The sequence below is a fragment of the Sphingobacterium paludis genome (assembly GCF_004364125.1).
Lineage (GTDB): Bacteria > Bacteroidota > Bacteroidia > Sphingobacteriales > Sphingobacteriaceae > Sphingobacterium > Sphingobacterium paludis.
The window spans coordinates 95045-119370 of the sequence record NZ_SNZV01000002.1 but is presented as its reverse complement, the minus strand read 5'-3'; the positions used below and the strand labels follow the sequence as shown (position 1 = coordinate 119370).

Annotated in this window: 13 protein-coding genes; 7 read left to right on the top strand and 6 right to left on the bottom strand. The window is 45.4% G+C overall.

All coding sequences use genetic code 11. The features are described from left to right. Window positions 1–25 precede the first annotated feature (25 nt). Window positions 26–1222 carry an ROK family protein gene (locus B0I21_RS03460; RefSeq protein ID WP_133639089.1) on the bottom strand — a complete coding sequence of 399 codons (1197 nt, stop codon included), beginning with the start codon at window positions 1220–1222 and terminating at the stop codon, window positions 26–28. Window positions 1223–1580: 358 nt separating this feature from the next. Here B0I21_RS03460 and B0I21_RS03455 point away from each other — a divergent pair, with 358 nt between their 5' ends. Beyond that, a complete protein-coding gene (locus B0I21_RS03455; protein ID WP_133639088.1) occupies window positions 1581–2807 on the top strand; it encodes an acyltransferase family protein in 1227 nt (408 codons plus the stop codon). 115 nt (window positions 2808–2922) lie between these two features. Here B0I21_RS03455 and B0I21_RS03450 read toward each other — a convergent pair whose 3' ends face one another. Then, window positions 2923–5295, bottom strand: a complete 2373-nt coding sequence (locus B0I21_RS03450) for a glycoside hydrolase family 3 N-terminal domain-containing protein (RefSeq protein WP_133639087.1) — start codon at window positions 5293–5295, stop codon at window positions 2923–2925. An 87-nt stretch (window positions 5296–5382) separates the two neighbouring features. After that, window positions 5383–7671: a GH92 family glycosyl hydrolase gene (locus B0I21_RS03445; protein WP_133639086.1), complete on the bottom strand. Its 2289-nt coding sequence runs from the start codon at window positions 7669–7671 to the stop codon at window positions 5383–5385. A 256-nt stretch (window positions 7672–7927) separates the two neighbouring features. On the opposite strand from B0I21_RS03445, the gene B0I21_RS03440 reads away from it, so the two are divergent. From B0I21_RS03440 to B0I21_RS03430, 3 genes are all read left to right on the top strand, one after another. Then, window positions 7928–9706 carry an alpha-L-fucosidase gene (locus tag B0I21_RS03440; protein WP_133639085.1) on the top strand — a complete coding sequence of 593 codons (1779 nt, stop codon included), beginning with the start codon at window positions 7928–7930 and terminating at the stop codon, window positions 9704–9706. 356 nt (window positions 9707–10062) lie between these two features. Beyond that, on the top strand, window positions 10063–12417 hold the full coding sequence (locus B0I21_RS03435) for a TonB-dependent receptor plug domain-containing protein (RefSeq protein ID WP_243835935.1): 2355 nt from the start codon (window positions 10063–10065) through the stop codon (window positions 12415–12417). 16 nt (window positions 12418–12433) lie between these two features. Continuing rightward, entirely contained in the window at window positions 12434–13657 is a 1224-nt protein-coding gene (locus tag B0I21_RS03430) for a DUF4374 domain-containing protein (RefSeq protein WP_133639084.1), read from the top strand. Between the two features lie 85 nt (window positions 13658–13742). Here the strand turns inward: B0I21_RS03430 and B0I21_RS03425 are convergent, their stop codons facing one another. After that, complete coding sequence (locus B0I21_RS03425; protein ID WP_133639552.1) at window positions 13743–14837, bottom strand: IS200/IS605 family element transposase accessory protein TnpB; 1095 nt, start codon at window positions 14835–14837, stop codon at window positions 13743–13745. Window positions 14838–15451: 614 nt separating this feature from the next. Here B0I21_RS03425 and B0I21_RS03420 point away from each other — a divergent pair. Then, window positions 15452–15925, top strand: a complete 474-nt coding sequence (locus B0I21_RS03420) for a helix-turn-helix domain-containing protein (RefSeq protein ID WP_166637763.1) — start codon at window positions 15452–15454, stop codon at window positions 15923–15925. Between the two features lie 71 nt (window positions 15926–15996). Here B0I21_RS03420 and B0I21_RS03415 read toward each other — a convergent pair whose 3' ends face one another. Then, window positions 15997–18243 carry a glycoside hydrolase family 20 protein gene (locus tag B0I21_RS03415; protein ID WP_133639082.1) on the bottom strand — a complete coding sequence of 749 codons (2247 nt, stop codon included), beginning with the start codon at window positions 18241–18243 and terminating at the stop codon, window positions 15997–15999. A 3-nt stretch (window positions 18244–18246) separates the two neighbouring features. Next, the gene (locus B0I21_RS03410) at window positions 18247–20022 is read right to left on the bottom strand and encodes an aminopeptidase P family protein (RefSeq protein ID WP_133639081.1); all 1776 of its coding nucleotides are present in this window, start codon (window positions 20020–20022) and stop codon (window positions 18247–18249) included. Between the two features lie 165 nt (window positions 20023–20187). Here B0I21_RS03410 and dacB point away from each other — a divergent pair, with 165 nt between their 5' ends. Then, entirely contained in the window at window positions 20188–21597 is a 1410-nt protein-coding gene (dacB, locus tag B0I21_RS03405) for a D-alanyl-D-alanine carboxypeptidase/D-alanyl-D-alanine endopeptidase (RefSeq protein WP_243835934.1), read from the top strand. Between the two features lie 193 nt (window positions 21598–21790). Further along, window positions 21791–24067, top strand: a complete 2277-nt coding sequence (locus tag B0I21_RS03400) for an NADP-dependent malic enzyme (RefSeq protein WP_133639080.1) — start codon at window positions 21791–21793, stop codon at window positions 24065–24067. The last annotated feature ends 259 nt before the right edge of the window (window positions 24068–24326 follow it).

Genomic DNA, 24326 nt, shown 5'->3' with positions numbered 1-24326 from the left:
GATCCCACAACAGAAACCTGATCGTTTAAGCCGTTTTATCCGACAGTTGATTGTTCGTTTTTTTACTCCATTCGAGCTGTTGCACGGCGATACACGCAGAAGCAAGAAGCTGCACGTCAGCCATGTCAGAAATCTCTAATTTTGTCTGCCGTGCTAACCGCGGAATACAATATTCTTGCACGGCCGATAGAATCTGTGGAACCAACGCTTCGCCAAAAGCAGCACCACGACCACTTACAATGATTTTTTGTGGATTCAAGATATGAATCAACGTGGCGATGCCTTTGCCCAACATATGCGCAATTTTTTTAATCGCACGAATGGTTAACTGATCCCCTTTCTCGTAGGCGATCAACAAATGTTCGAATTGGATGCCTTTTTCCTGTGAAAAAATATCTTCCAGATACGATCGTTCGCCGTTGGCCAAAGATTCCTGAATATCGTCGATTGCACAGTGTAACGAGGCTTCTACCTCCAAACAGCCTTTTTTCCCACAGGAGCACAACTTATTCTCATCGGCCAATGGAATATGGCTAAACTCTCCTGCGAAACCACTATGTCCGCGAAATAATCCGCCTTGGATGACCATGCCTAAGCCTACACCCCAATTCAGGTTAATCACGAGTGCGTCGTCAACAGATCGCGCTGCGCCAAAGTATTTTTCGGCAATGGCAATGGCCGACGAATCGTTTTCAATATAGGTGGGAATGTGGAAGCGCTCGCGTATATTTTCGCGCAACGCATGCAAGGATGAAGCCGGAGCATAGGAGTTGTTCACACCGGTTTGGGCATCGACAAAGCCAGGCAATGTGATTCCAATCGCCAAGATTGCACGGCCATCCATGTCGGCAACGAGCCCCTCGATCATATTCACAATAATCGCAAAGACCTGCTCTTCCTCTTTTAGTTCAATAGCGTTTTTCACGACAGCGCTAAGCGGACTGTTCTCCAGATCAAAAGCGCTTACACTAACGGAATACTGATCGATCGCAACAGCAATCAAGCATCCATGGGCGACAGTATGCAACGCGAAATTCATCGCTCGTCGTCCACCGGTCGACGCACGCAAACCGATTTCGGCGATAAGGTCATCGTCCATAAGTTCGTTGATTGCACGGGTCACGAGGGGAATACTTTTACCGATCCCATCGCTGACTTCTGCAATGGATTGTGTACTGTTAAAGTACAGATGCTTTAATATCGATGATTTTAGGCTATCCACAATTTCACGTGATTAGTTAGTTAATTAGTTATGACAAATATATATGGCAAAAGGATATCTTCCAAATACTTTTTAAAAATTTTAAAAAGTTGTAACATATTTCTTACATGTTTTTCTATAACCCCAATATCATAAGCAGCGCATGAATAGCGAGTACAATTCAAATTGAAGTACAAAAAAACCATTTAGCAAATAGTGCGGCGAATATCCTACTATGTTATAAATTCTCCTGAAAGTGAATAATAGAAATATATAATTCTAGTAATCATGAAAAATAAACGCGGCATTTTTTTCCACATCTTCTATTTTTAAATTTTCGTGCAAATTGTACCTTTACCCTGAAACTAACAAATACCCAATGACAACTGAAAAGACACCTATACGCTATTACTCGCTGGACGTATTTAGGGGTGCGACCGTGGCGCTCATGATTATGGTCAACAACCCCGGTTCATGGAGCCATATTTTTGCACCATTTAAACATGCGCCTTGGCACGGCTGTACGCCGACAGACTTGGTGTTTCCATTTTTCCTGTTTGCGGTCGGCAATGCGATGTCTTTCGTAATTCCGAGGCTGCAACAAGCCGGCGACACCGTATTTTGGAAAAAAGTAATCAAGCGAACCGTGCTTATCTTTGCTATTGGTTTACTGTTGAACTGGTGGCCCTTTGTCGAGTGGGTAGACAATGGCCTACAGTTTAAAAGCTGGGTAAGCTCAACCAATCCCGAACGGGGCGTACGCATCTTGGGTGTTTTACAGCGTATCGCAATCGCTTATTTTTTTGCCTCGATATTGGCCTACTACCTGAAACCGAGAAAGCTCATTCTGGTATCAGCCATCTTGTTATTCGTCTACTGGGGGGTCACGGCATATCTAGGTGGAGAAGCCCCTTATTCCTTAGCGGGCTGGTTTGGTACAAACATCGACAAAGCAGTGCTCGGTGTTCCTCACATGTACAAGGGGGAAGGTGTACCCTTCGACCCAGAAGGATTGGCCAGCACCGTTCCTGCCATCGTTCAGGTGGTATTTGGTTACTTAGCTGGGGTATTTATCAAACAACAGGGACAAGTGGATTGGCTTTGGACAAAGGTGCCACAAAGTAAAGAGCCACATTTCAAGTTACTTGCCGGTCTTTTTGTCACGGGCTTTATCCTGCTTGTACTGGCTTGGACCTGGTCAATGGGTTTTCCAATCAATAAAAAAATTTGGACCAGTTCCTATGTACTTTACACCATTGGATTGGGAACGCTTACCATCGGCACCATGATTTGGTATATTGAAGTGCAAGGGGTCAAGAACAAGCTCACAAAATTTTTCGATGTCTTTGGGAAAAATCCGTTGTTCATTTTTGTACTTAGCGGACTTCTGCCACGCTTTTTAGGGCTATTTCGTATTCCCGACGGCTTTGCCGAAGATGGATCTCCGCAATACACGCAGGCACTCGCTTGGTTTTACAAATATGTATGCGCAAAGATTCCCGGCCCGCCGGAAGTAGGATCATTTGCCTACGCGCTTTGCTTTCTGGCGTTGATGTGGAGTATTTGCTACTTACTCGATAAGAAGAAGATTTATATTAAGGTTTAACAGTCCGTTCCGCATGCGTAAAACAACGATACGTGACGTTTTAGAATCGGGAAACACAAAGGCCCTGTACATGTTCGATATGCACAGGGCCTTGTTTGTTAGCATAAAAGCCGGGTTAATGCGTGTAATCATTTGCCAACACAAACTCACCTTTCAACCTTATATCGTCGGAAGAAGCGCCCAGCAGCAGCGTAAATTTGCCTTTCTCCGTTTTCCATTTTTTATCCAAGCCCCATAGCTTGAGGTCTTCTTTAGAAAGTACAAAGGCAAGTTCCTGTGTTTCGCCTTTCTTAATAGCTTTTCGATTAAACTTCTTCAGCTGTTTGACGGGCGTAACCACGCTACTTACTTCATCAATGACATATAGCTGTACGACTTCTTCTCCATCCCGAGACCCGATGTTCTTAACATTCACCTTTACTGTACAAGCGAAGTCATTGGCCTGCTCTGCAAGCGTTACGCGAAGGTCACTGTAGGCAAATTCCGTATAGCTTAGCCCGTAACCAAAGGCGTAAAGCGGCTTCGCATCAAATTCCACATAGTCGTGGTGCTTGGGTTTCGTATGGTTATAATGCACAGGAAGCTGCCCCACAGAACGTGCAATAGAAATAGGCAATCTACCTGCTGGATTGTAATCACCGAAGAGCACGTCAGCAATCGCCATACCGCCTTCCTGCCCCGGATACCAGGCATTCACAATCGCAGGAACATGCGCTGCCGCCCAATTTAAATTTAACGGTCGCCCCATGATGGTAACCAGAATCACTGGCTTGCCCGTTGCTTGCAGCGCTTTCAACAGCGCAAGTTGGTCGCCCAATAAATCTAGACTTGCACGATCAAATCCTTCACCACTTTCCATATCACTCAACGCGCTTGCACCGCTCGCAATGTTGGCGGCGCCGGTAGCTTGATAAGATGTCTTGAAATCGCGCGCACTTGACCCGCCCAGCACCACGATAGCTACATCAGCATGAGCGGCTGCTTCTACTGCCGCTGCAATATCAGAAGCGGAGGTATCGCGGATAGCACAACCCTTTACGTAATCGACCTGCGTACTTTTAGATACCGCAGCGCGAATTCCGGCAAGTACCGTTTTTACTTTTTCCTCAGGTTGTGGCGCTGTGTAGTCGCCCAATTGATTGTATATATTATCGGCATTCGGGCCGATCACGGCGATCCGTTTCAGGGATTTACTTAAGGGCAACAGGTTTTGTTCGTTCTTTAACAGTACAACCGTTTCACGCGCAACTTTTCTGGCGAGGTCGATATGCGCTTGCGTACCGACCTTCTTATTGACGGCCTTTTCGTCGACGTATGGACGATCAAACAGTCCCAAGGCGAACTTTTGATGCAGCACACGTGCCACTGCCCTATCCAACGTTTGTTGATCTACGCGGCCATCTTTCACGGCTTGCAACAGATTCTGATTGTAGCCAGAACCGCTCAAGTCAACGTCGAGACCAGCGTTGATACTCTGTTGGGCTGCATCAACCGCATCTGTAGCGGTACCATGACCGCCGTTCAACCCCGATATACTCAATAGATCTGATACCACGAAACCCTCAAAACCCCACTGCTTACGCAAGATCTCGTTCAGCAGCCAAGGGTTTGAAGAACAGGGAACGCCATCTATAGAATTGTATGCCGTCATGACTGATCCGGCACCTGCTCTGACAGCCGTTTCGAAAGGAGGCAAGAAATACTGTAGTAATGATCGCTCGCCAACACTTACGCTGCCGCCATTATGCCCACCTTCGGGTACGGCATAGGCCACAAAATGCTTTAATGTCGAAATAATTTTATCCGTTTCGCCAATTTTTTCGCCCTGAAAGCCCTTCACCATGGCTTGGCCCATTTGCGAAATAAGGTAGGGATCTTCACCATAGGTCTCCTCCGTTCTTGACCAACGCGGATCGCGCGCTAAATCCAACACGGGGCCATAGGCGTTTTTACCACCTACCGCATATGTTTCACGTGCAATGGCGCTCGCCATCGTTTGGATTAATGTTGGGTTCCAGGTACTCGCCTGGCCGATAGCCGTCGGAAACACCGTTGCTCCAATGGCCATGTGCCCGTGTGGTGCCTCCTCGGATAGCAACAGCGGAATCCCCAAGCGCGTACTATCCAGCATAAAGCGTTGGATGGCATTCGTGGCCTGCGCAGCTTCCTTCGGACTTAACCCGTTAGTCAATGTTTTTTGTGTCCAGGGATCCGCGCGCAGCGTCGCCCATAACAAGCCAATGTGCTGCTGTTTTACGACATCTTTTAATTTTTGGCTGGCACGTACCGCTTTTCCCGATTTCTCATACATCTCCCATCCCAATAGTTTGGAAAGTTGCCCCACCTTTTCTTCGACCGTCATGCGGCTAATCAAATCCTCCACACGATCCGCAACCGGCAGTTTACTATTCTTGTAGGGCAATTCCTGCGCTTGTCCAGTTAGCAACAAGCCCGACATTCCCAAAATAAGTAAGTGTTTAATTTTCATTCGTATTATATGCTTTCATAAGGATGGCGAGCTGACGCTCGCCATCTCTTCTATTGTGATAAATTTTAGCGTTCGCTTGCCGATAGCTTATTGAACCGATGTTGGTCTTGCCTCTTTCGCCACACCAAACGTCGTGGAAGGCGTTGTGCCCATCTCGAATTCCAGTTGCCCACCCTGTATCAGATCCGCGTAGCTTATATAGGACTTTTCATAAGCTTTCCCATTCAATTTTACGGACTGTATATATTTCGCCTCTTTACTGTTATTATGCGCAACAATTGTCAATGATTTTCCAGCATCCAAAGCCAATGTTACCTTATCAAAGAGCGGACTTCCAAAGATAAAGGGTCCGCCAGCCGGAGAAACCTGATAGAAACCTAACGCCGACATGACGTACCAGGCCGACATTTGTCCGACATCCTCGTTCCCCGATAGTCCGTCCACCTTGTCGGTATACAACGTTGCCAGTGTTTGGCGCACCCGATCGGCAGCTTTCCACGGCTGGCCTGCAAAAGGATACATATAAATAACGTGGTGGCTCGGCTCATTTCCATGTGCATATTGTCCAATCAAGCCACTGATGTCAGGCGATGCTTCTTCGCCCAGATCACCTTCGACGACAAAAAGCGAATCCAATTTATTGATAAATTTCTCTTCGCTCCCAAATAGATCGATAAAACCATTTACATCATGGGGCACAAGCCAAGTATATTGCCAAGCATTCCCTTCGGTATAGTCGTTAGCTAAATGTGCAGAATGAAATGGGTCAAATTTTCCGGGTCTGAACTTTCCTTGCGAATCCTTCCCACGTAAAAACTGTATATCCTTATCGAAATAATGCTTGTAGGCCTGACTCCGTTCGCTGAAATAGCGGTAATCTTCATCGGCACCGCGCAGTTTTGCCACTTGCGCCAAACTCCAGTCGGCTATGGCAAATTCTAGACCTTTCGCCACTGATTCAACCTTTTCTTTATCATAAGGAACGTAGCCATACTTTTTATACGAATCCAATCCGCGATCGTCCTTCATGGCCGATACCTTCATGGCTTCATAGGCTAAATCTTTATCAAAGCCCTCTACACCTTTCAGGTAGGCATCCGCTACGACGATAATGCCTGGATTGCCCACCATACAGTCGGTTTCATTGCCTACCAAGTGCCACACCGGAAGCTTACCTTGTTCCTGATAGATGCGCAGCATGGTATTCACCATATCTGGCAACCGATCACGATGAATAATACTCATCAACGGGTGCGCTGCACGATAGGTATCCCATAGTGAAAACGTTGTATAATTATTTCCCGACGCTAGGCGATGTGGCTTAAAGTCTGACCCCATATAATCTCCATTCACATCATTGAAAAGCGAAGGCGCGATCATGGTATGATAAAGCGCAGTATAGAAAATTTTGCGCGCCACCGTATCCGTCGTCTCGATCTTCACTTTGGTAAGCTCTTCATTCCATGCCTGATCAGCCGCTTGTCGGGTAGCGTCGAAATCCCAGCCCGCAAGCTCTTCCTGCATGTTCAACTTTGCATTGGCGATGCTAACCGGTGAAACCGCAACCTTTACCAACAATGCTTTGTTAGCTTCATTATTAGCGAAAGTTAGCTCGCCATAGGCTCTTTTTACCCGGATACTATCCCCCGGTTGCACAGCAGTACTATCTGCCAAACGAATCTTGACAACCGGTTGCGAAAACGTCGCTGTAAAATAGATCTTCTGGTTTTTAGCCCATCCCATGGAATACCGGTATCCCGATACAACCGAGTCGTTCTCCAGAATAATGTGCCCTTCCTTTTCGCCTTCCCAGCCAATCCCCGCATCGAGGTTAATCAATACTTTGGGGGTTGCCTGCTGCGGAAAAATATATTTGTGAAAGCCCACCCGCGCCGTAGCCGTAAGTTCTGCGTCTACGTTAAACCGATCAAGATGTACGGCGTAATATCCCGGACGTATCCGCTCACTTTCGCGTTTAAACACGGAGTAAGCGCCACTCTTTTGATTTCCAGCCTCGCCGCGATCGAAACGTACATCACCCGTAAACGGCAGGAAAACGATGTCGCCCAGATCACCTATACCTGTGCCACTCAAATGCTGATGAGAAAATCCGATGATCGTGGAATCAGATATGTGGTAGCCGGATACCCAATCCCATCCGGTAGATATATTGGAAGGGCCGAGCTGAACCGCGCCATAAGGCACATTCGCGCCGACAAACACGTGTCCGTGTCCGCCAGTTCCTATATAGGGATCTACATATTGCGTTACTACCTCCGCCTGCGGAACGTCGGATTGCACACCACACGCATGAAACGCAAGTAATGGCGCACTTAAAAAAACGAGTTTCTTGACGAAACTTTTTGCTACGATCATAAATAAGAAATGATATAGTTTATATAAAATATACACACAACGAGGAAGGACTGTAATTTGACAACAAAACTTCCCCAACCACTCCACTAAATTAACGTTTTAGCAGACAAAAAGAATATTATCCCTTCATTTTTACATAATTCATCGCTTAAAAACTGTCCATATCGTTTCCATAGAAATAAAAAATATACTTAACTTAGACTGGCTATTTGCTAAGCATGCACACTACGCCAAGCAGAACCAAAAAAAAGCTACCATGAAGAAATTTAATATCTTTTTATGTCTCGTGTTTTTCCTCCAGTTTATCGCTCACTCACCACTGGCACAGGCCCAATCTCCACGAAGTTCCTGGTTTGAAGATGCGCGCTATGGAATGTTTATACATTGGGGATTATACAGCGCTGCGGAGGGCATGTGGAAAGGCGAGAAATTGCGTTATCTAAATAATTATGCGGAATGGCTACGCTACCGAAATCGGATATCGAAAGCGGAATACGGCGAATTGGCAAAAAGATTTGACTGGGATCGTATTGATCCAGAAGAATGGGTAATTGCCGCGAAAAACTCCGGCATGAAATATATTATCATGACAGCAAAGCACCACGATGGCGTTGCACTATGGAATACCGAGGTGGGCGACTATTCTTTGCCCAAACTTTCAGCGAGCAAGCGCGACGTCATTAAAGAGTTAGCGGATGCTTGCAGCAAGCACGACATGAAGCTTGGCTTTTACTATTCGCACTGGATCGACTGGGAGCATCCCTATGCTTGGGATCATAATCAAGAATTGACAGGGCATGTTACCGATGCACAGTTTGATCAGTACTGGCAGGAAAAAGCGATACCGCAACTGCGGGAACTGTTAACCAACTACGGTGATATCGCGGTTATGTGGTTTGACATGTGGATACCCTACCAACGTACAATTTTTAAAAAAGAACAACTTGAACAGGCAGCATCCCTTATTCGGACCTTGCAACCGAATTGCCTCATCAACTCCAGACTAAGTTTGGAAACCAACAGTGAATTCGTAGACTTTGAAACGTTGGGCGACAATCAGTTTGGCACAACCTATACCGACCATCCTTGGGAGACTCCGGGAACAATAGCACATTCATGGGGCTATAACGGTCAAGAGAAAGAGTGGAAATCGACAGGGCAACTTTTTGAGTCGTTGATCGGCAACGTAGCGCTGAACGGAAGTTTTACCTTGAATATTGGCCCTCGCGCCAACGGTTCTTTACCCTATGAAAGTATCTCGCGGCTGAATGATATCGGAAGCTGGTTAAGTAAATACGGCCAATCGGTTTATGGAAATACTGGACTGCAATTTCATGCAAAGCAGCATGACTGGGGCACAATCACGCGCAAAAAAAACGAGAATATTGTTTATTTACACGTCTTTAATTGGCCTTTGGATCATGTTCTTCGTGTGACAGGGTTGAGCAGCCAACCTGAAAAAGTAGAATTGCTCGTGCATAACAAAACGCTACCGTGTTCGTTTGACCAACATGGCCCTCTTCTTCATATTCAGTTACCAACCGAGCAGCCCGATCCATTTGTTTCCGTTGTTAAGGTTACCTACTCAACAATCCAACTCGATCAGCGCATCGTTGCCGAATCAACCTTCGGCGGCTTCGCGTTGAACGGCATCAACGCAAAAGAGGCAAAAAATCTAAAGCTTGTTAGATACGATGGGAAGCGGCCCACATATATAAACACGCGCGATGAAAAGATAACCTGGTCCATATACCTACCTGAAGCTGGGACGTATAGCATCGATCTCTCAGCACATAATCCAAATGAGGAAGGATTACCCGTGCGCATACGATGTGCGGATCAACACATCGATGCCACCGCGCCGCCCAACGGCAAAGTTGTTGTAGAGCCTAACGAAAAAAACTATGTGGAAGAATTTGTGGATCAACGCCTGGGTGAATTTACGATCAAGCAGCCGGGCGAATATACCTTCGAATTCCAATCGGAAAGCCGACTCCCACTTTGGGTAAACCGACTTTGGCTTATCAAGAAATAAGTTTCTGCTATCGCTTCGATTGCTCTCTTGCGAAAAAGCAAGAGAGCAATGCTTCTCCGCTATCCCTCCTATGCCCCCCAACCTTTTTTAAAAAAGTGTCCAAAAAGATTTGCACCGTAACAAGTAGAACAATACCTTTGCGTTGTTTATATTAAATCTAAATAAAGACGACACAATCCTTTGTTAGATTTAAGCGTAAACGACTACAACTTATAATCTATGAATTCATCATAACAAAAAGTAGCGCCATACCGAACGGCAATTCGAATACGGCGCTAGAGCGGGTCTAACGGCAATTAGACTCGCATTGAACTGCACATATCGCGCAGTACCTCCTAACGCATTACCATTAAAAGATGAAACAAAATAGTACTTTTTTACTAACTATTTGTATGCTGCTGTCTTTTTTTACGACAATAGCACAGCAAAAAAACCAAACCTTTACCGCTCACGTGCTGACACACGGACAAGCCGTTAGTGGTGCTACCGCGCACATCGACAACGAAGTTGTACACAGCGACGAAAACGGCGTATTCTCCTTCAAAGGCATCGCCGGAACGACTGTCAAAATAGAAATTACAGCCGTTGGTTTAAAGCCCTATAAGACCCGCGTTAAGTTACCGACTGAAGCTACCGCTCCACTCATCTTTAACATAGAGACCGATGAGAAGCAAATTGAAAATGTAGAAGTGGTGGGGTTTACGAAGGTCCAAGAAGTTAATAGACAGGCCTACAATGTGACCGCCCTAGACGCGACGAAATTGTACAACACAACCATGAACATATCCAGCGCCCTGGATCGTGTCGCGGGAATTCGAGTTCGAGAATCTGGTGGTGTAGGATCAAACTTCAACCTCACGCTCAACGGTTTTTCTGGCAATCATATCCGATACTTTATTGATGGCATTCCCATGGATAATTTTGGATCTTCCTTCCAAATCAATAATATTCCAATCAACATGGCGGAGCGTGTTGAAGTGTATAAGGGGGTGGTACCAATATGGTTGGGCGCCGACGCCCTTGGAGGCGCCATTAATATCGTCACTTCAGTGAAACCTGGAACCTATGCCGACGTATCATACGGTTACGGATCTTTCAACACGCACCGTACCGCAATTAATGCCGGATACACATCTAAGAAAGGATTCATGGCCTCTATAAGTGCTTATCAAAACTATTCCGATAATAATTACAAAGTAACAGTAGAAGTTTCTGATATAAAAACAGGCGATAACTATCAGGCCGCCGGCAGGGTAAAAAGATTTCATGACACCTACCATAACGAAGCTATTATCGCACAGTTGGGCATGGTGAATAAGTCCTATGCTGATCGCCTTCTTTTCGGCATTACCCTCGGTCAAAGCTACAAAGAAATTCAAACCGGGGCACGAATGGAAGCGGTATTCGGAGGTATTCATAATGAGGGAAACACCATTATGCCGACGTTGAAATACCAAAAGAATGATCTAATCAAAGGCTTAGATGTAACCTTGAACGCCAATTTCAATCTCGGCACGGAGCGCAGTGTGGATACACTAAATAGGCGGTATGGTTGGTACGGGGACTGGAAAGAAACTGGCGCTAACGCTGGCGAACGCAACAGGCAACTTTATGAGTATAAAAACAATGAAGGGTTAGCGACGTTATCGGCTAATTACAAATTATCGCAGCGACATTCCCTTGCATTAAGTAACGTAGCAACTACCTTCAACAGAATTGGGAAAAATAAACTTGATCCACAGTCAAACCAATTCGAACTGGGAAAGAAATCCTTTAAAGACATTTTGGGTTTGGGTTACAGTTACGATATGGAGAATTTGTGGAGTACGACCGTTTTCGGAAAACTCTTATATCAACAGAATAAAAATGAGAACATATCCTCTACCAGTGCAACAGAGTTTGGCTACGGACTTGCCTCAACCTACTTCCCTGCGCCATCTTTGCAGATAAAAGCATCTTACGAATTGACCAATCGCCTACCAACCGCCTTCGAATTATTTGGTGACGTAGAAAACCAACAAGGAAATTTTAGTCTAAAACCGGAACATAGCCACAATATTAACCTTGGTGCAATTTACGACTGGAAAGCTACGGATGATCATCGTTTCTCCGCCGGTGCTAACCTTATTTACCGCTATGCTTTCGACTTCATTTTTAACCGACTCAATGCCAATCAAACATTACTAATCGCGGACAATAGAGAAGGCGTGAGTACACGGGGTGGAGATGCTGAAATCCGCTATTCGTACAAGAATTTTTTGACGTTTGGTGGTGCCATTACGTACCAACATTTGCAAAACAAACAAAAATACGAAGATGGCTATACGGGCGTAAGCCCCCTATACAATGATCAAATGCCAAATATCCCCTATTTATTTGGAAACACGGATTTGGGTCTGGCATTCCGCGATCTAGGTGGGCGGGGAAATGTCCTGAACATCCATTACAATATGCTATATGTTCATCGCTTTTGGCTCTATTGGCCCAGTTTAGGTAGTACATCCGCGGGCGACGAGAAACGTGAGGTGCCTAAACAATTAAGCCACGATCTATCATTCGTCTATAGCTTAAAAAATGGAACTTATAACATCGGATTCGAAGCAAACAATATTGCTGATGCACAACTGTATGACAACTTCAGTTTGCAAAAGCCTGGCCGTTCATTTATGGTTAACCTACGCTATTACTTCAACAGAAAACAAATCCATTAATTTAAAATAGAAAACAATGAAAACAAACAAGTTAATAAATTTAGCAGTAGCTACGATACTGTCTTTTAGTGCTTTCTCGTGCAAGAGCGATAACCCTACGCCTGATAATGGTAATAAAGGAAATTTTGTATTAGCCGTTACGCCAGTTGCCTCTACGGCGGTGGCAGATTATCTAGTGACAGCCAACGACCTTGAATCTGGAACGGTTTCTATTCTAGGAAATGGTATTGAGCAAGATGGAACATACCGATACTATGTAACGCATAATAACAAATTTTTCAGTATGCTATACGGCCAATCAAACCCAGGAGCTGTGACCACATACGAAGTTACAGATGGTAAGTTAACGCGTTTGAAAAATTTCACTAGCGAAACAGTACAAGCTTTTGCACCTGTTAACGATGACATTCTTATGCTAAAGATTCCACGTGCGATAACCAATCCATTCGCTAATTACTACCAGGTGAATACCAATAGCCTAACGATTACAAAGGAAGGTACGATCAACACACAAGATATCCTGAAGAATGGTGAGACAGCATTTTTCACGTGGATCAAACAAGTAGGGAACAAAGTTTATGCGCCTTTTATGTCAATTAAAGCTTGTTGTAATGGCGCGTTTGACACCGCTTATCCAAACAATGCGTGGATAGCTGTTTACTCGTATCCAGACATGACCTTCGAAAAAGTGATCAGCGATGACCGCACAAGCTTTATCGGCCGATATTTCCGTGATGGCCTCGCGATTGACGAAAAAGGAGATGTATACGCATTCTCTTCCTCCGTAGCAACGGCGAACGGCACGCTGAACTCCACAAAACCATCGGCAATCACGCGTGTAAGTGCTGGCACAACCGAGTTTGATAAATCGTACTACTTCGATATCGAAGCCGTGAGTAACGGTAAAAACATTACCAATTGGATTTATGTAGGCCAAGGTAAATTTGTCGTACAAATGACGACAAAGGAGGAAAAGGGCAATTACACCGATGGTAAACATATTGGTATCGTTGATGTCTACAACAAAACGTTTAAAGATGTGACGGGCATGCCAGATATTAGCACGATCAAAGCGGTAACTTACAACAATTACACGCCTAAGAATGGGGTAGCCTATATCGGTATCGCAACGACGGAAGCCGTAAGTTTTGTTTACAAAATTGATGCGTCGACAGCAACAGCGACGCAAGGGTTACGCGTCGAGGGCGGATCAATAACTGCCGTATCGCGCGTAAACTAAAGGCTAGATTTTATAAAAAAAGCATGAGCGCCGACGAGCGCTCATGCTTTTTCATTTAGCGCGACCGACAGTTCTCTTGCTATCGCTATTCCACAATAACCTCAATGCCTACCCGATCAGCTTTATACTTTATCTTTTGTATAAGACCATAGTAACTCCAATTGCGAAGCACGAATCGATCCTCCTTGGCAAACTCTTCCCGCGTTGCTTGATTAACCAGCAACAAGGTGCCCGCTCCAGCTTCCATGCAAATATCAATCAACTTTCGGCTATACGAATGTAACCGACTTTCCACATACCTTTTTTCTTTATCCTCAAAATGCGCAATGCATATCGTCTTCCGTTTGCGGCCGTGGCCACCTTTTGCAAATGAAGCTGCTTTTTGAAGACGGTTTCTTGCCGATTGTATGGCCAGCCTCCGGTACAAAAACTCTTCTTTGGTTCCTATTTGATAGTGTTTGTTATCGATTTTTACGGAAATGGGATATTCTAATGTTAGGGAAGCTTCTGCGATAACATAAGGTTGGAGGCCAAGCTGTACTTTCGGTAATTCCAAACTGAGCAGTATGTATATTTTTCCTTTCCGGATCTGCAGCAAACTCCCACACACTTTTATCTGCCCTGCCATGGCCTTTTCTAACAGCTTTCGCTTACTTCCGGGGTCCTTACCCAAGTACGTGCGAAAGGGAATTTTAAAAAGTACACATTTAAATTCTTTGGAATTGCCTTCCCTAGTAAATTTCATATCCAATCCTGAAAACGGTATGGGCACATCTCGCCTAGCGGTTGCCAACGAACGTTCACCCTTCCAATAGGCAAGGCGATGGCGGTTAAAACATTTTACCGTGCTTACGTTTAAGCTCGTTAATATTTTGGCGGGCACCTTCCCTTTGAAATAGTGCGAAAGCAATTGGTATGTCGAATTTAAGCGTGAGGTGGTAAATATCCCCTGTTCATCGTTTTCACGGTTTGCTAGCTTAACGCGGATCTCATCCTGCAAGTAAATAAAATCGGGGATCCGCTCTTGAATATACTGGTGGGTCAAGACCAAGTTAGATCCGCGAAACACCAGCGATTGCCATTCGAACAACGTGCCGTAGTACGCTCGGCGTTGTTCCCTGTTAGCGCAATCTATAAGTAATTGGATCTTCCTTACAACAATGTGTGTCTGCTTTTCCATATTGATACCTTGATTTGATGCGGACAGCGTGATCCGAAATACCTCCCACGTTCTGGTAAGCGACCAACCCATAACGCCTGCCCACAGCTTTAGCCAATAAAATACCCTGGTTTACTGTCCTCCCTGCTGAGGACCTGTGCTCGACGTTTGCAGAATGCTAACTTTACCAACACGCTCTTATCAATGTATGGACGGCAGGGACCGTATGAAGTCAATATGTTTAGCATTAGTTGTGTATACTTACCAAAAACAATCAAGCCGTAACGGCTATCGGCAGTATTCAGTGAGTGACCTATATCCTCACCCCACGGCGCCACAAGGAGCCTCCAAATTTTGTTTTACGGGTTACTTGCTATCGTTAGCTTAGCTTTCGTTAGTTGACATCTTGATAGGCACAGCCTGCTTTCCAATACGATCGATAATTCAAAGAACCTAATACATACGTTTCGAAAAAATGGGCTAAGCTGTCTGAAAACAGTATTTCATCCATCGTTTAAAAGCAAATATAACAAACCTATTCGTTTTGCGCAATTTTATTTTACAAAAGTTTGCGCAAAGCTATTATACAAAAATAAATGTATTAAAAATATTTCTGTTTTTGTTTAATTTGGCTTGTGAGCGGAATTAACAAAGGCATCGTACAGGAAATTGGTCGCAAAATTAGAGCGCGTCGAGAGGAATTATCTTACTCCCAAAAAGACGTTTCAAATATGACTGGACTTACGGTAAACATGATTTCAACATTTGAAAACGGAAAAGGCTCCACGTTGAGCAATTTTTTGCTCATCTGCCGTGCACTTCAGATACAGCCCAGAGATGTACTTGTTGACGACATTGATTTACGGCCTCTTTACGACTTACCTCCAGAGTCGAGACGGCGATTGGAAATTACACAAAAGCTAGACGATTTGGTTTACAACAGTGATTTCTTTAATCAGCCTAAACGAGTCGCGGAAGTTATCAAGGAGCTCGACTCAGACAAAAGAGATAGTAACAAATTTTCAGTGTATTTGACCAACTACTGCAAAGAGGGTGAACTGGAATATGTAAAAGAAGGTAACATAAAGAAATACAAAAAGCCTAAGTGAAGCGTGTAGTCTAAACGCTAGCAAGAATATATAAAACAACAGCCCGATGAATCGGGCTGTTGTTTTATATATTAGTCGATCGTGATTTCATCGACAAACAGCCAGCTATCTGTTCCTTCAAGTGGGTTTCCCGCCGAAATCTCGCCGCTGCTCTTGATAATAATCTTAACATAACGTGCCTGCTTTGATCCGACATGCACTTTTACAAAACCATCGGCTTTGCGCACCTCGTCTACCGTTAATGTCTTGACCTTCTGAAAACTTTTATTATCGGTAGCGATAAGGACGGTTACCGATGCCGGATAATGTGCACCAATTCCTCTATTCTCCAGAACAGATACACCCACGGAGGATATGGTTTCCACCTTTAGCAGATCGACAGTCGCTTCTACATCCTTTCTTATAAATCCGAGCCAATGTTTTTTATGCACGGCATGTGAACCTAAAATACCATCCACCAACGTCGCAGCGCCACCTTCCGCATAGCTGGCATGAGGCTCTTCCGCCAGGATCACGGGCTTGCCCGTTGCTTTCGATTTTACGAAATGCTGGCTTGTAGTACGGCTGATTTTTTTGCCGTTTACAAAATAGGCGGCTTTCATGGTTGTTGCATCTTGAACATCTATCGGGCCCTGATACCGCGAAGAATTCCATTGCGGCTCACTACCATCCCGGGTGAAACGTATAGCCGACGGATCTTTCCTCGTCGATAGCATGTAAAGTAGTTTCTCCGCATCAGTTCTTGCTTCCCCAATCACTTCATATAGGGCGCTACTGTAGTTGATGTTCTTCCGATCTAATCGTGCAAACTGGGCAATCACTCTATTTTCAAAAGCGCCATACGCATCAGGTTTTGACGTACCCCAAGCCACTTCCGACAAAGCCATTAGCCGTGGAAAAAGCATATATTCTACCTGTTTAAAAGTAGGCATATACTCTGTCCACATATTGGCCTGCGTTCCGAGAATATGCCGCGCTTCTTGTGCTGTCAATGCCGTCGGAAAGGGATTGTAACTGTAGACCTGCTCCAACGGCAAATCCGCCGAGAATGCCAAGGGTTCTGTCTGTGGATTGCCTTGGTAATAGTCGAAATAAACGTGCGAAGCTGGAGTCATAATCGCATCGTGGCCAGATTGAGCAGCTTGTGTACCGCCCTCAATGCCCGTCCAGCTCATGACGGTGGCATTTGGCGCTAAGCCGCCTTCCAAGATTTCATCCCAGCCGATAATTTTCTTTCCTTTTGAATTGATGTATTTCTCCATCCGCGTAATGAAATAGCTTTGTAACTCATGCTCATCTTTCAACCCTTGTTTTTTAATCAATGCTTGACAGTGCGCGCAGGCCTTCCAGCGGTCTTTAGGTGCTTCATCACCCCCTATATGGATGTAGGCACTGGGGAATAAGGGTAACACTTCGTCAATAACATCTTCTAACAAGGCGAATGTCTCTTCCTTCGGACAAAAAATATCTTTCATGACACCCCAGTTCACACCTACTGAAAATGGGCCGCCGGTACACGACAATGCTGGATAAGCCGCCAAAGCAGCTTGTGCATGCCCCGGCATCTCTATTTCTGGAATAACTTCGATATGCAGCCCTGCTGCATAAGCAACCACCTCCTTGATTTCTTCCTGCGTATAAAACCCACCGTAAACATCCGGATCATCGGTCGGGTGCGCTTCGCCATCAAACGGCTTCCGCTGCCGAAACGCACCTACTTGCGTCAGTTTTGGGTGCGACTTGATTTCAATCCGCCAACCCTGGTCGTCTGTCAAATGCCAGTGAAATTTATTGATCTTATACGCCGCTATGTAATCCAAAAAGCGCTTTACTTCCTCCACACTAAAGAAATGCCGGCAAACATCCAGATGCATCCCACGGTATGCGAATTTCGGATAGTCAGTAATATGCAAGTACGGTAAAGAACCGGCTTTTCGGTGTTCTTCTAAAAGTTGCAACAAAGTCTGGACGCCATAGAAAATTCCGGCCTCGCTGCTCGATTTTACCGTTACCCCGCCGGCGTGGATATCCAGTTTATAGGCCTCTGGACCAGCCCCCTCCACTGGATCGACAACTAGCTTAAGTGTCACCCTGCTTCCTCCGCGAGCCAGCTTTTTCCCGAAGATCCCTTGCCATTGCTCTTTCAGGTAGTGTGCCTCCACTGAATTATCTTCAGCGGAAATACGCAATTGATCAAATGGAAAGCTTCCCGCATGTACCTGCATTTCCTGCGGGAAGGGAATAATATTTTCCTGCGCGCGGACCGCCCCCGCCATCAAGCAAATGGCCAGTAGCCCCATCACGAATACTCTTCCCATGTCTTAAATTGCGCGTGTTTTCTCTTCCAACCAGGCCGCTTCTTCCGTTGTTAAATGTTCGGCAAGCGATTTGTACACCCAAGCGTTATACGCGTTCAACCAGTCAATATGCTTCTTGTCCAATAACGTTTTCTCGACCAGGTCTGTCGCGATGTAACATAGCGTCAATGTTTCGAAATGCATGAACGCACCAAATTGATTTGCTTCCAAAGCCATGCTTAGCACGAGGTTTTCGATACGAATGCCGTATTCCCCTTCGCGGTACAGACCGGGTTCGATCGAGGTGATCATCCCCTCCTCCACGGCAATGTCCACATTAGATGGGTTGAATGTATGTGGACCTTCGTGCACGTTGAGGAAGAAGCCCACACCATGCCCTGTGCCGTGCCCGTAGTTGCGCAGCGTTTCCCAAATGGGTCGCCGGGTAATGGCATCAATTTGATAGCCCCGCGTTCCCGAAGGAAAAATCGCCAAACTACCTTCAATGGTTCCTTTTAAAACAATAGTATAATCTTCTTTTTCGCGTTCTGTCGGGTTACCTAACGATACAACACGTGTAACATCCGTCGTACCATCTTTATATTGCCCTCCCGAATCCACGAGCAGCAAACCTTTTGGAGCAAGCGTGGCGTTACTTTGTTCGGTAGCTTTATAGTGCGGCAAAGCACCGTGTTCCAAATAGCCGGCAATGGTGTCAAAGGAAATATCGACGAAGTCTTTGCCCGCCGCACGAAACTGCTGTAAGCGGTCAGCAATGTCTATCTCCGTCAACTTTCCATGTGAAACTTCCTCTTCCAGCCATTTAAAAAAACGGGTCAGTGCGACACCGTCTTTAAGCATCGCACCACGTGTGTGCGCAATCTCTACTTTATTTTTCACCGCCTTTAAACGGGTCGACGGGTTAATATCTTCTATAATCTTGGTCGTCGGAGGGACACTATCATACATCGCAAAGCATGTACGCTTAGGATCAATAAGGATAGAAGTCGCATCCAGTTTTCGAACCGCAGCAAAGGCGTCCTCATATGTTTGCACGTCCACGCCCGCTTGCTGTAAGCGCGCACGGTCGCTTTCCCCAAGTTTGTTCGCGTCGATAAATAATGTAGTCTGCCGATCAGCAATCAGCAGAAAGCCGAGTACTACCGGATTACACTGTACATCGCTACCGCGGATATTCAGTAACCAAGCTAAATCATCCAAGGTTGACACGATATGCGCCGAGGCGTATTTCTCTTTTAGTTTCGTCCTTACACGTGCAAGTTTATCTTCGATAGATTCACCCGTTTGCTGTTCATGCAACAGGTATGCTTTTGCCGCTGGCAAGCTTGGCCTGTCTTCCCATACCACGTCTAACAGATCGACATGTCCGTCCACACGGATATCGACTGGCGTCAAGGCCTCTTCAACTGCTCGAGCTACAGCGAGGGATGCCAAGCTGCCATCGAAGGCTACTGTACTTCCTGCCGGTAGCGTATCGGCCAACCACGAAGCGTATTCCGCTGCGCCTTGTGCCTTAAGCTTCACCAACGCAAATCCGGTTCCTGCTAGCTGCTCATTGGCCTGCACGAAATAGCGCGAATCGGTCCATAACCCCGCAAAATCTTTGGTAATGGCCAGTGTTCCGGCCGAACCTGTAAAACCCGATGCCCAGGCGATGCACCGGTAGCGCTCCGGTAAATATTCGCTAATGTGCGGATCAGATGAAGGTATAATATAGGCATCGATGCCACGATCGGCCATCGCAGCACGGATGGCATTTAAGCGTGCTATATGTGTCATGTTGTTCATTTTTCTGGTGTGCGTGCAAGTTAAAGAATATGTCATAGACTTGGTAACAGCAACGGTAGTTACCACGTAATAATTTCAGGATAGCCAGCTGAACCTACTGCTATTTTTAGGGAAATGAAACTAAAATTCGATATGTTTGTCTAAAAGAATATGCGTATGAATACATTTATAATTTCGATGCTGACCTTATCTATAGGGCTCTTAGGCAGCACATATTCCCAAGCACAATCTAAAAAAGAAAAAATCGCTACGGCCTATCAAACATTTGCCAAAAGTACAAAGTTAACCAATGGCTTGACATCGTTCACCGTGTTGGACGGCAAAACGGGCGAGGTCGTTTTTTCTCAAAATGGTGCCACCGGATTGCCAACGGCCTCTACACTAAAAGTCATCACCTCCATCACGGCATTGGATATCCTAGGCCCCAACTACACCTATAAAACCCAGCTAAGTTATACAGGAACCATAGACAGCTTGGGCGTACTGCAAGGGGATATTATCGTGACCGGAAACGGAGACCCCACATTGGGTAGCGACCGTTATCCGGAAGCAAATGGAGAAACACTATTGAACAAATGGATCTACACGATCAAGAATGCCGGCATTAAAGGTATAAACGGCCGCATCATCGGCGACGATTTGTTTTATAACGGATATGATGTTCCGAATGGATGGAGCTGGTCTGATATAGGGAATTATTACGGTGCCGGCATTTCCGGCCTCAACTGGCGCGAAAACAAATTCGGGCTAGACTTTATTGCAGGCGCGGTGGGCCAACCCGCCAGGCTACGCGATCAGAGCAATCCAAGCGCTGTCGCCATCATAAACGAGGTGACGACGGGCCCGGCCGGCTCCGGCGACAATGTGTACGCATTCTCCGCGCCGTATAGCGATTTAATCTACCTGCGCGGCACCTACGGCAAAGATTTAAATAAAAAGATTGAAGCGTCTCTACCCGACCCTGCCCTATTCCTTGCAACAGAACTTTTGCAGGCTTTGAACGATCAGAACCTACCGGTCGACAGTATAGCAACCACCAGCAAACGCCTGTTGAATCAAGGGGAGCGCTTAACCGCATCCAAAACATTATTGGATACGCACACATCCCCCCCGCTCAAAGAAATCGTGCATTGGTTTAATCAAAAGAGTATAAACCTGTATGGTGAGGCGCTGCTGAAAAGCTTTGGACAGCTTAGCGGTAACAAATCTGACACGCAGCAAGCCGCCAACCTATTAGCCAAATACTGGGAGCAAAAGCTCAAAATTCCGTCGAGTGAGCTTCATATCGAAGATGGATCGGGTCTTTCTGCACAGAATCGGGTAACTACGATGGCAATCGCCAAAATTATGCATTATGCCAAAGGACGCGCTTGGTTTGGTGATTTTCGGAAAAGCTTGCCGACTATTAATGGCATGACGATGAAAAGCGGCACAATAGGCGGTGTCTTGGGGTATACAGGGTATCAGGATGAAGCATTTACTTTTTCCTTGTTAATAAACAACTATTCTGGAAGCAGTGCTGCCATGCGGCAAGATATGTTTAAGCTATTGGATAATTTGAAATAATCCTAAAAATTAGTTAATTCACCTTTGAAGTTTTAGCTTTGTACCCTGACATTTAATATTTATTGTTAGTAAAGGTAGAGGAAGGAATGCAGGTTGCGAACTTCCCCAATTCCAGCAATTGTGCTGGCTTGGAGGAATCGGTAGCAATCTGACGTTCATCTTTTATGTTTACTTTTATTTTTTACTTAGAAAAATGAGTAACAACAGAAAAAAAGACGCGCTTGATTACCATGCGATGGGAAGACCCGGAAAAATTGCTGTCGTGCCCACCAAACCACACAATTCGCAGCGGGATTTATCATTAGCGTATTCCCCCGGAGTAGCCGAGCCGTGTCTGGCCATTGCCGAGAATCCAGAGGATGCTTACAAATATACGTCGAAAGGCAATTTGGTCGCCGTAATCAGTAATGGTACGGCGGTACTTGGATTGGGAGATATCGGCGCGCAGGCGGGTAAGCCCGTGATGGAAGGTAAAGGTCTGCTATTTAAAATCTTCGCAGATATTGACGTATTCGACATTGAACTAGACACTAAGAATGTGGACGAATTTGTTAATATCGTGAAAGCTTTAGAGCCTACTTTTGGTGGCGTAAACTTAGAAGATATTAAAGCCCCGGAGTGTTTTGAAATAGAAAGACGTTTGAAAGCGGAGATGAACATACCGGTTATGCACGACGATCAACACGGCACAGCCATCATCTCCGGTGCGGCATTGATCAATGCCTGTGAATTGATCGGCAAAGACATCAGTGAAATCAAAATTGTTGTCAATGGCGCTGGTGCTGCTGCTATTTCCTGCACGGGCATGTATATTTCTGTGGGCGCGAAAAAAGAAAATATCGTCATGCTTGACAGTAAAGGCGTTATCCGCAGAGATCGCGAAAACTTGGATAAATCTAAAGCAGAGTTTGCGACAGACCGTGACATCCATACGTTGGAAGACGCTGTTAAAGGCTCCGACGTATTTATTGGACTATCGGCGGCCGATGTATTGACACCGGATATGTTGCTATCCATGAATCCACGCCCTATCGTTTTGGCCATGGCAAACCCTAATCCAGAGATCGCCTATGACCTCGCTTTAGAAACACGGGATGATGTCATCATGGGTACGGGTCGTTCTGACTTTCCAAATCAGGTCAACAATGTGTTAGGCTTCCCCTATATCTTCCGCGGCGCACTAGACGTCCGTGCAACGGGAATCAATGAAGACATGAAAATTGCTGCGGTAAAGGCATTGGCAGCATTGGCAAAACAACCTGTCCCGGAAGAGGTAAATCAGGCTTACGACACCAGCAATCTAAAATTTGGCCCCGATTACATTATACCAAAGCCAACAGACCCTCGGTTAATTACTGAAGTGTCCGTAGCGGTTGCTAAAGCAGCCATCGCCTCAGGCGTTGCCCGTGTCGAAATCACCGACTGGGATAAATATAGAGATGAGCTGCGTAAGCGCTTAGGCAAGGATGACGGTATTATGCGCAACTTGACGACCAAGGCTAAACTAAACCCAAAAAGAGTCGTTTTTGCGGAAGCGGATAACTACAAAACTTTACGCGCTGCACAAATCGTTAAAGAGGAAAAAATTGCATTCCCCATATTGTTGGGCAACAAGCAAAAAATAGAGAGTCTGATCCAGGAATATGACTTCGAACTTGCCGGAGTGCCTGTCATCGATCCGAATGAAGAGACAGAAACAGAGCGCTTTAACAAATTTGCACAACACCTATACAAAAAAAGGCAGCGCAGAGGGATTTCGGAAAAAGATGCTAAAAAACTACTAGTCAATCGCAATTACTTTGCCGCATCGATGGTGCAGTTTGGTGAAGCTGATACCTTGATTTCTGGATTAACAAGAAATTATGGAGCAACGATCAAACCTGCTTTGCAGGTTATCGGAGCAAAACCTAATAGCCGCGTAGCGGGCATGTACATGATGTTGACCTCGAAAGGGCCAATATTCTTCGGTGATACTACAGTAAACGAAGACCCAAATCCACAGGAGTTGGCCGAAATCACGTTGCTATTGGAAGATGCTATCAAAAGATTTAATATTAAACCAAGAATTGCTTTGTTATCGTATTCGAACTTTGGCTCCAACGATGGCCGGGTCGCTACAAAGGTACGGGAGACAGCAAAAATTCTTCGCGAAAAGGCTCCAGATATCATCGTAGATGGCGATATTCAAGCGAACTTTGCCCTGAATAGCGAACTATTAAACGCAAACTTCCCGTTCAGCGTATTAAATGGTGAGGCGGCAAATACGCTTGTGTTCCCTAACTTGGAGTCGGGCAACATTGCTTATAAACTGTTGCAGGAGGTTGGCAATGCAGAAGCGGTAGGTCCGATCCTATTAGGGATGAACAAGCCTGTACACGTGTTGCAATTGGATAGCTCCGTACGCGAAATCGTTAACATGGTGACTATCGCCGTTGTCGATGTTCAAGAGCACGAAAAAAACACAAACTAATCGCCTTTAAAAGTATCGCGAAAAGTACTACGCTAGATCGCAAGATGGCAACATCAAGGCGAAAAGATGAACGATGACGAAGCAGCCATACGTTTTAAACGTATAGATTGCTTCGTCATACTTCCTCGCAATGACGTGTTATCAAAGATGTATCTTTTTTAGACAACACCGGTAGCTATAAGAAGCAACACCCCAAAGCAGTTTTGAATGCGTTACTTCAAAATCTGCAATTTTGACTTTTCTATTTTCACTTCTTACT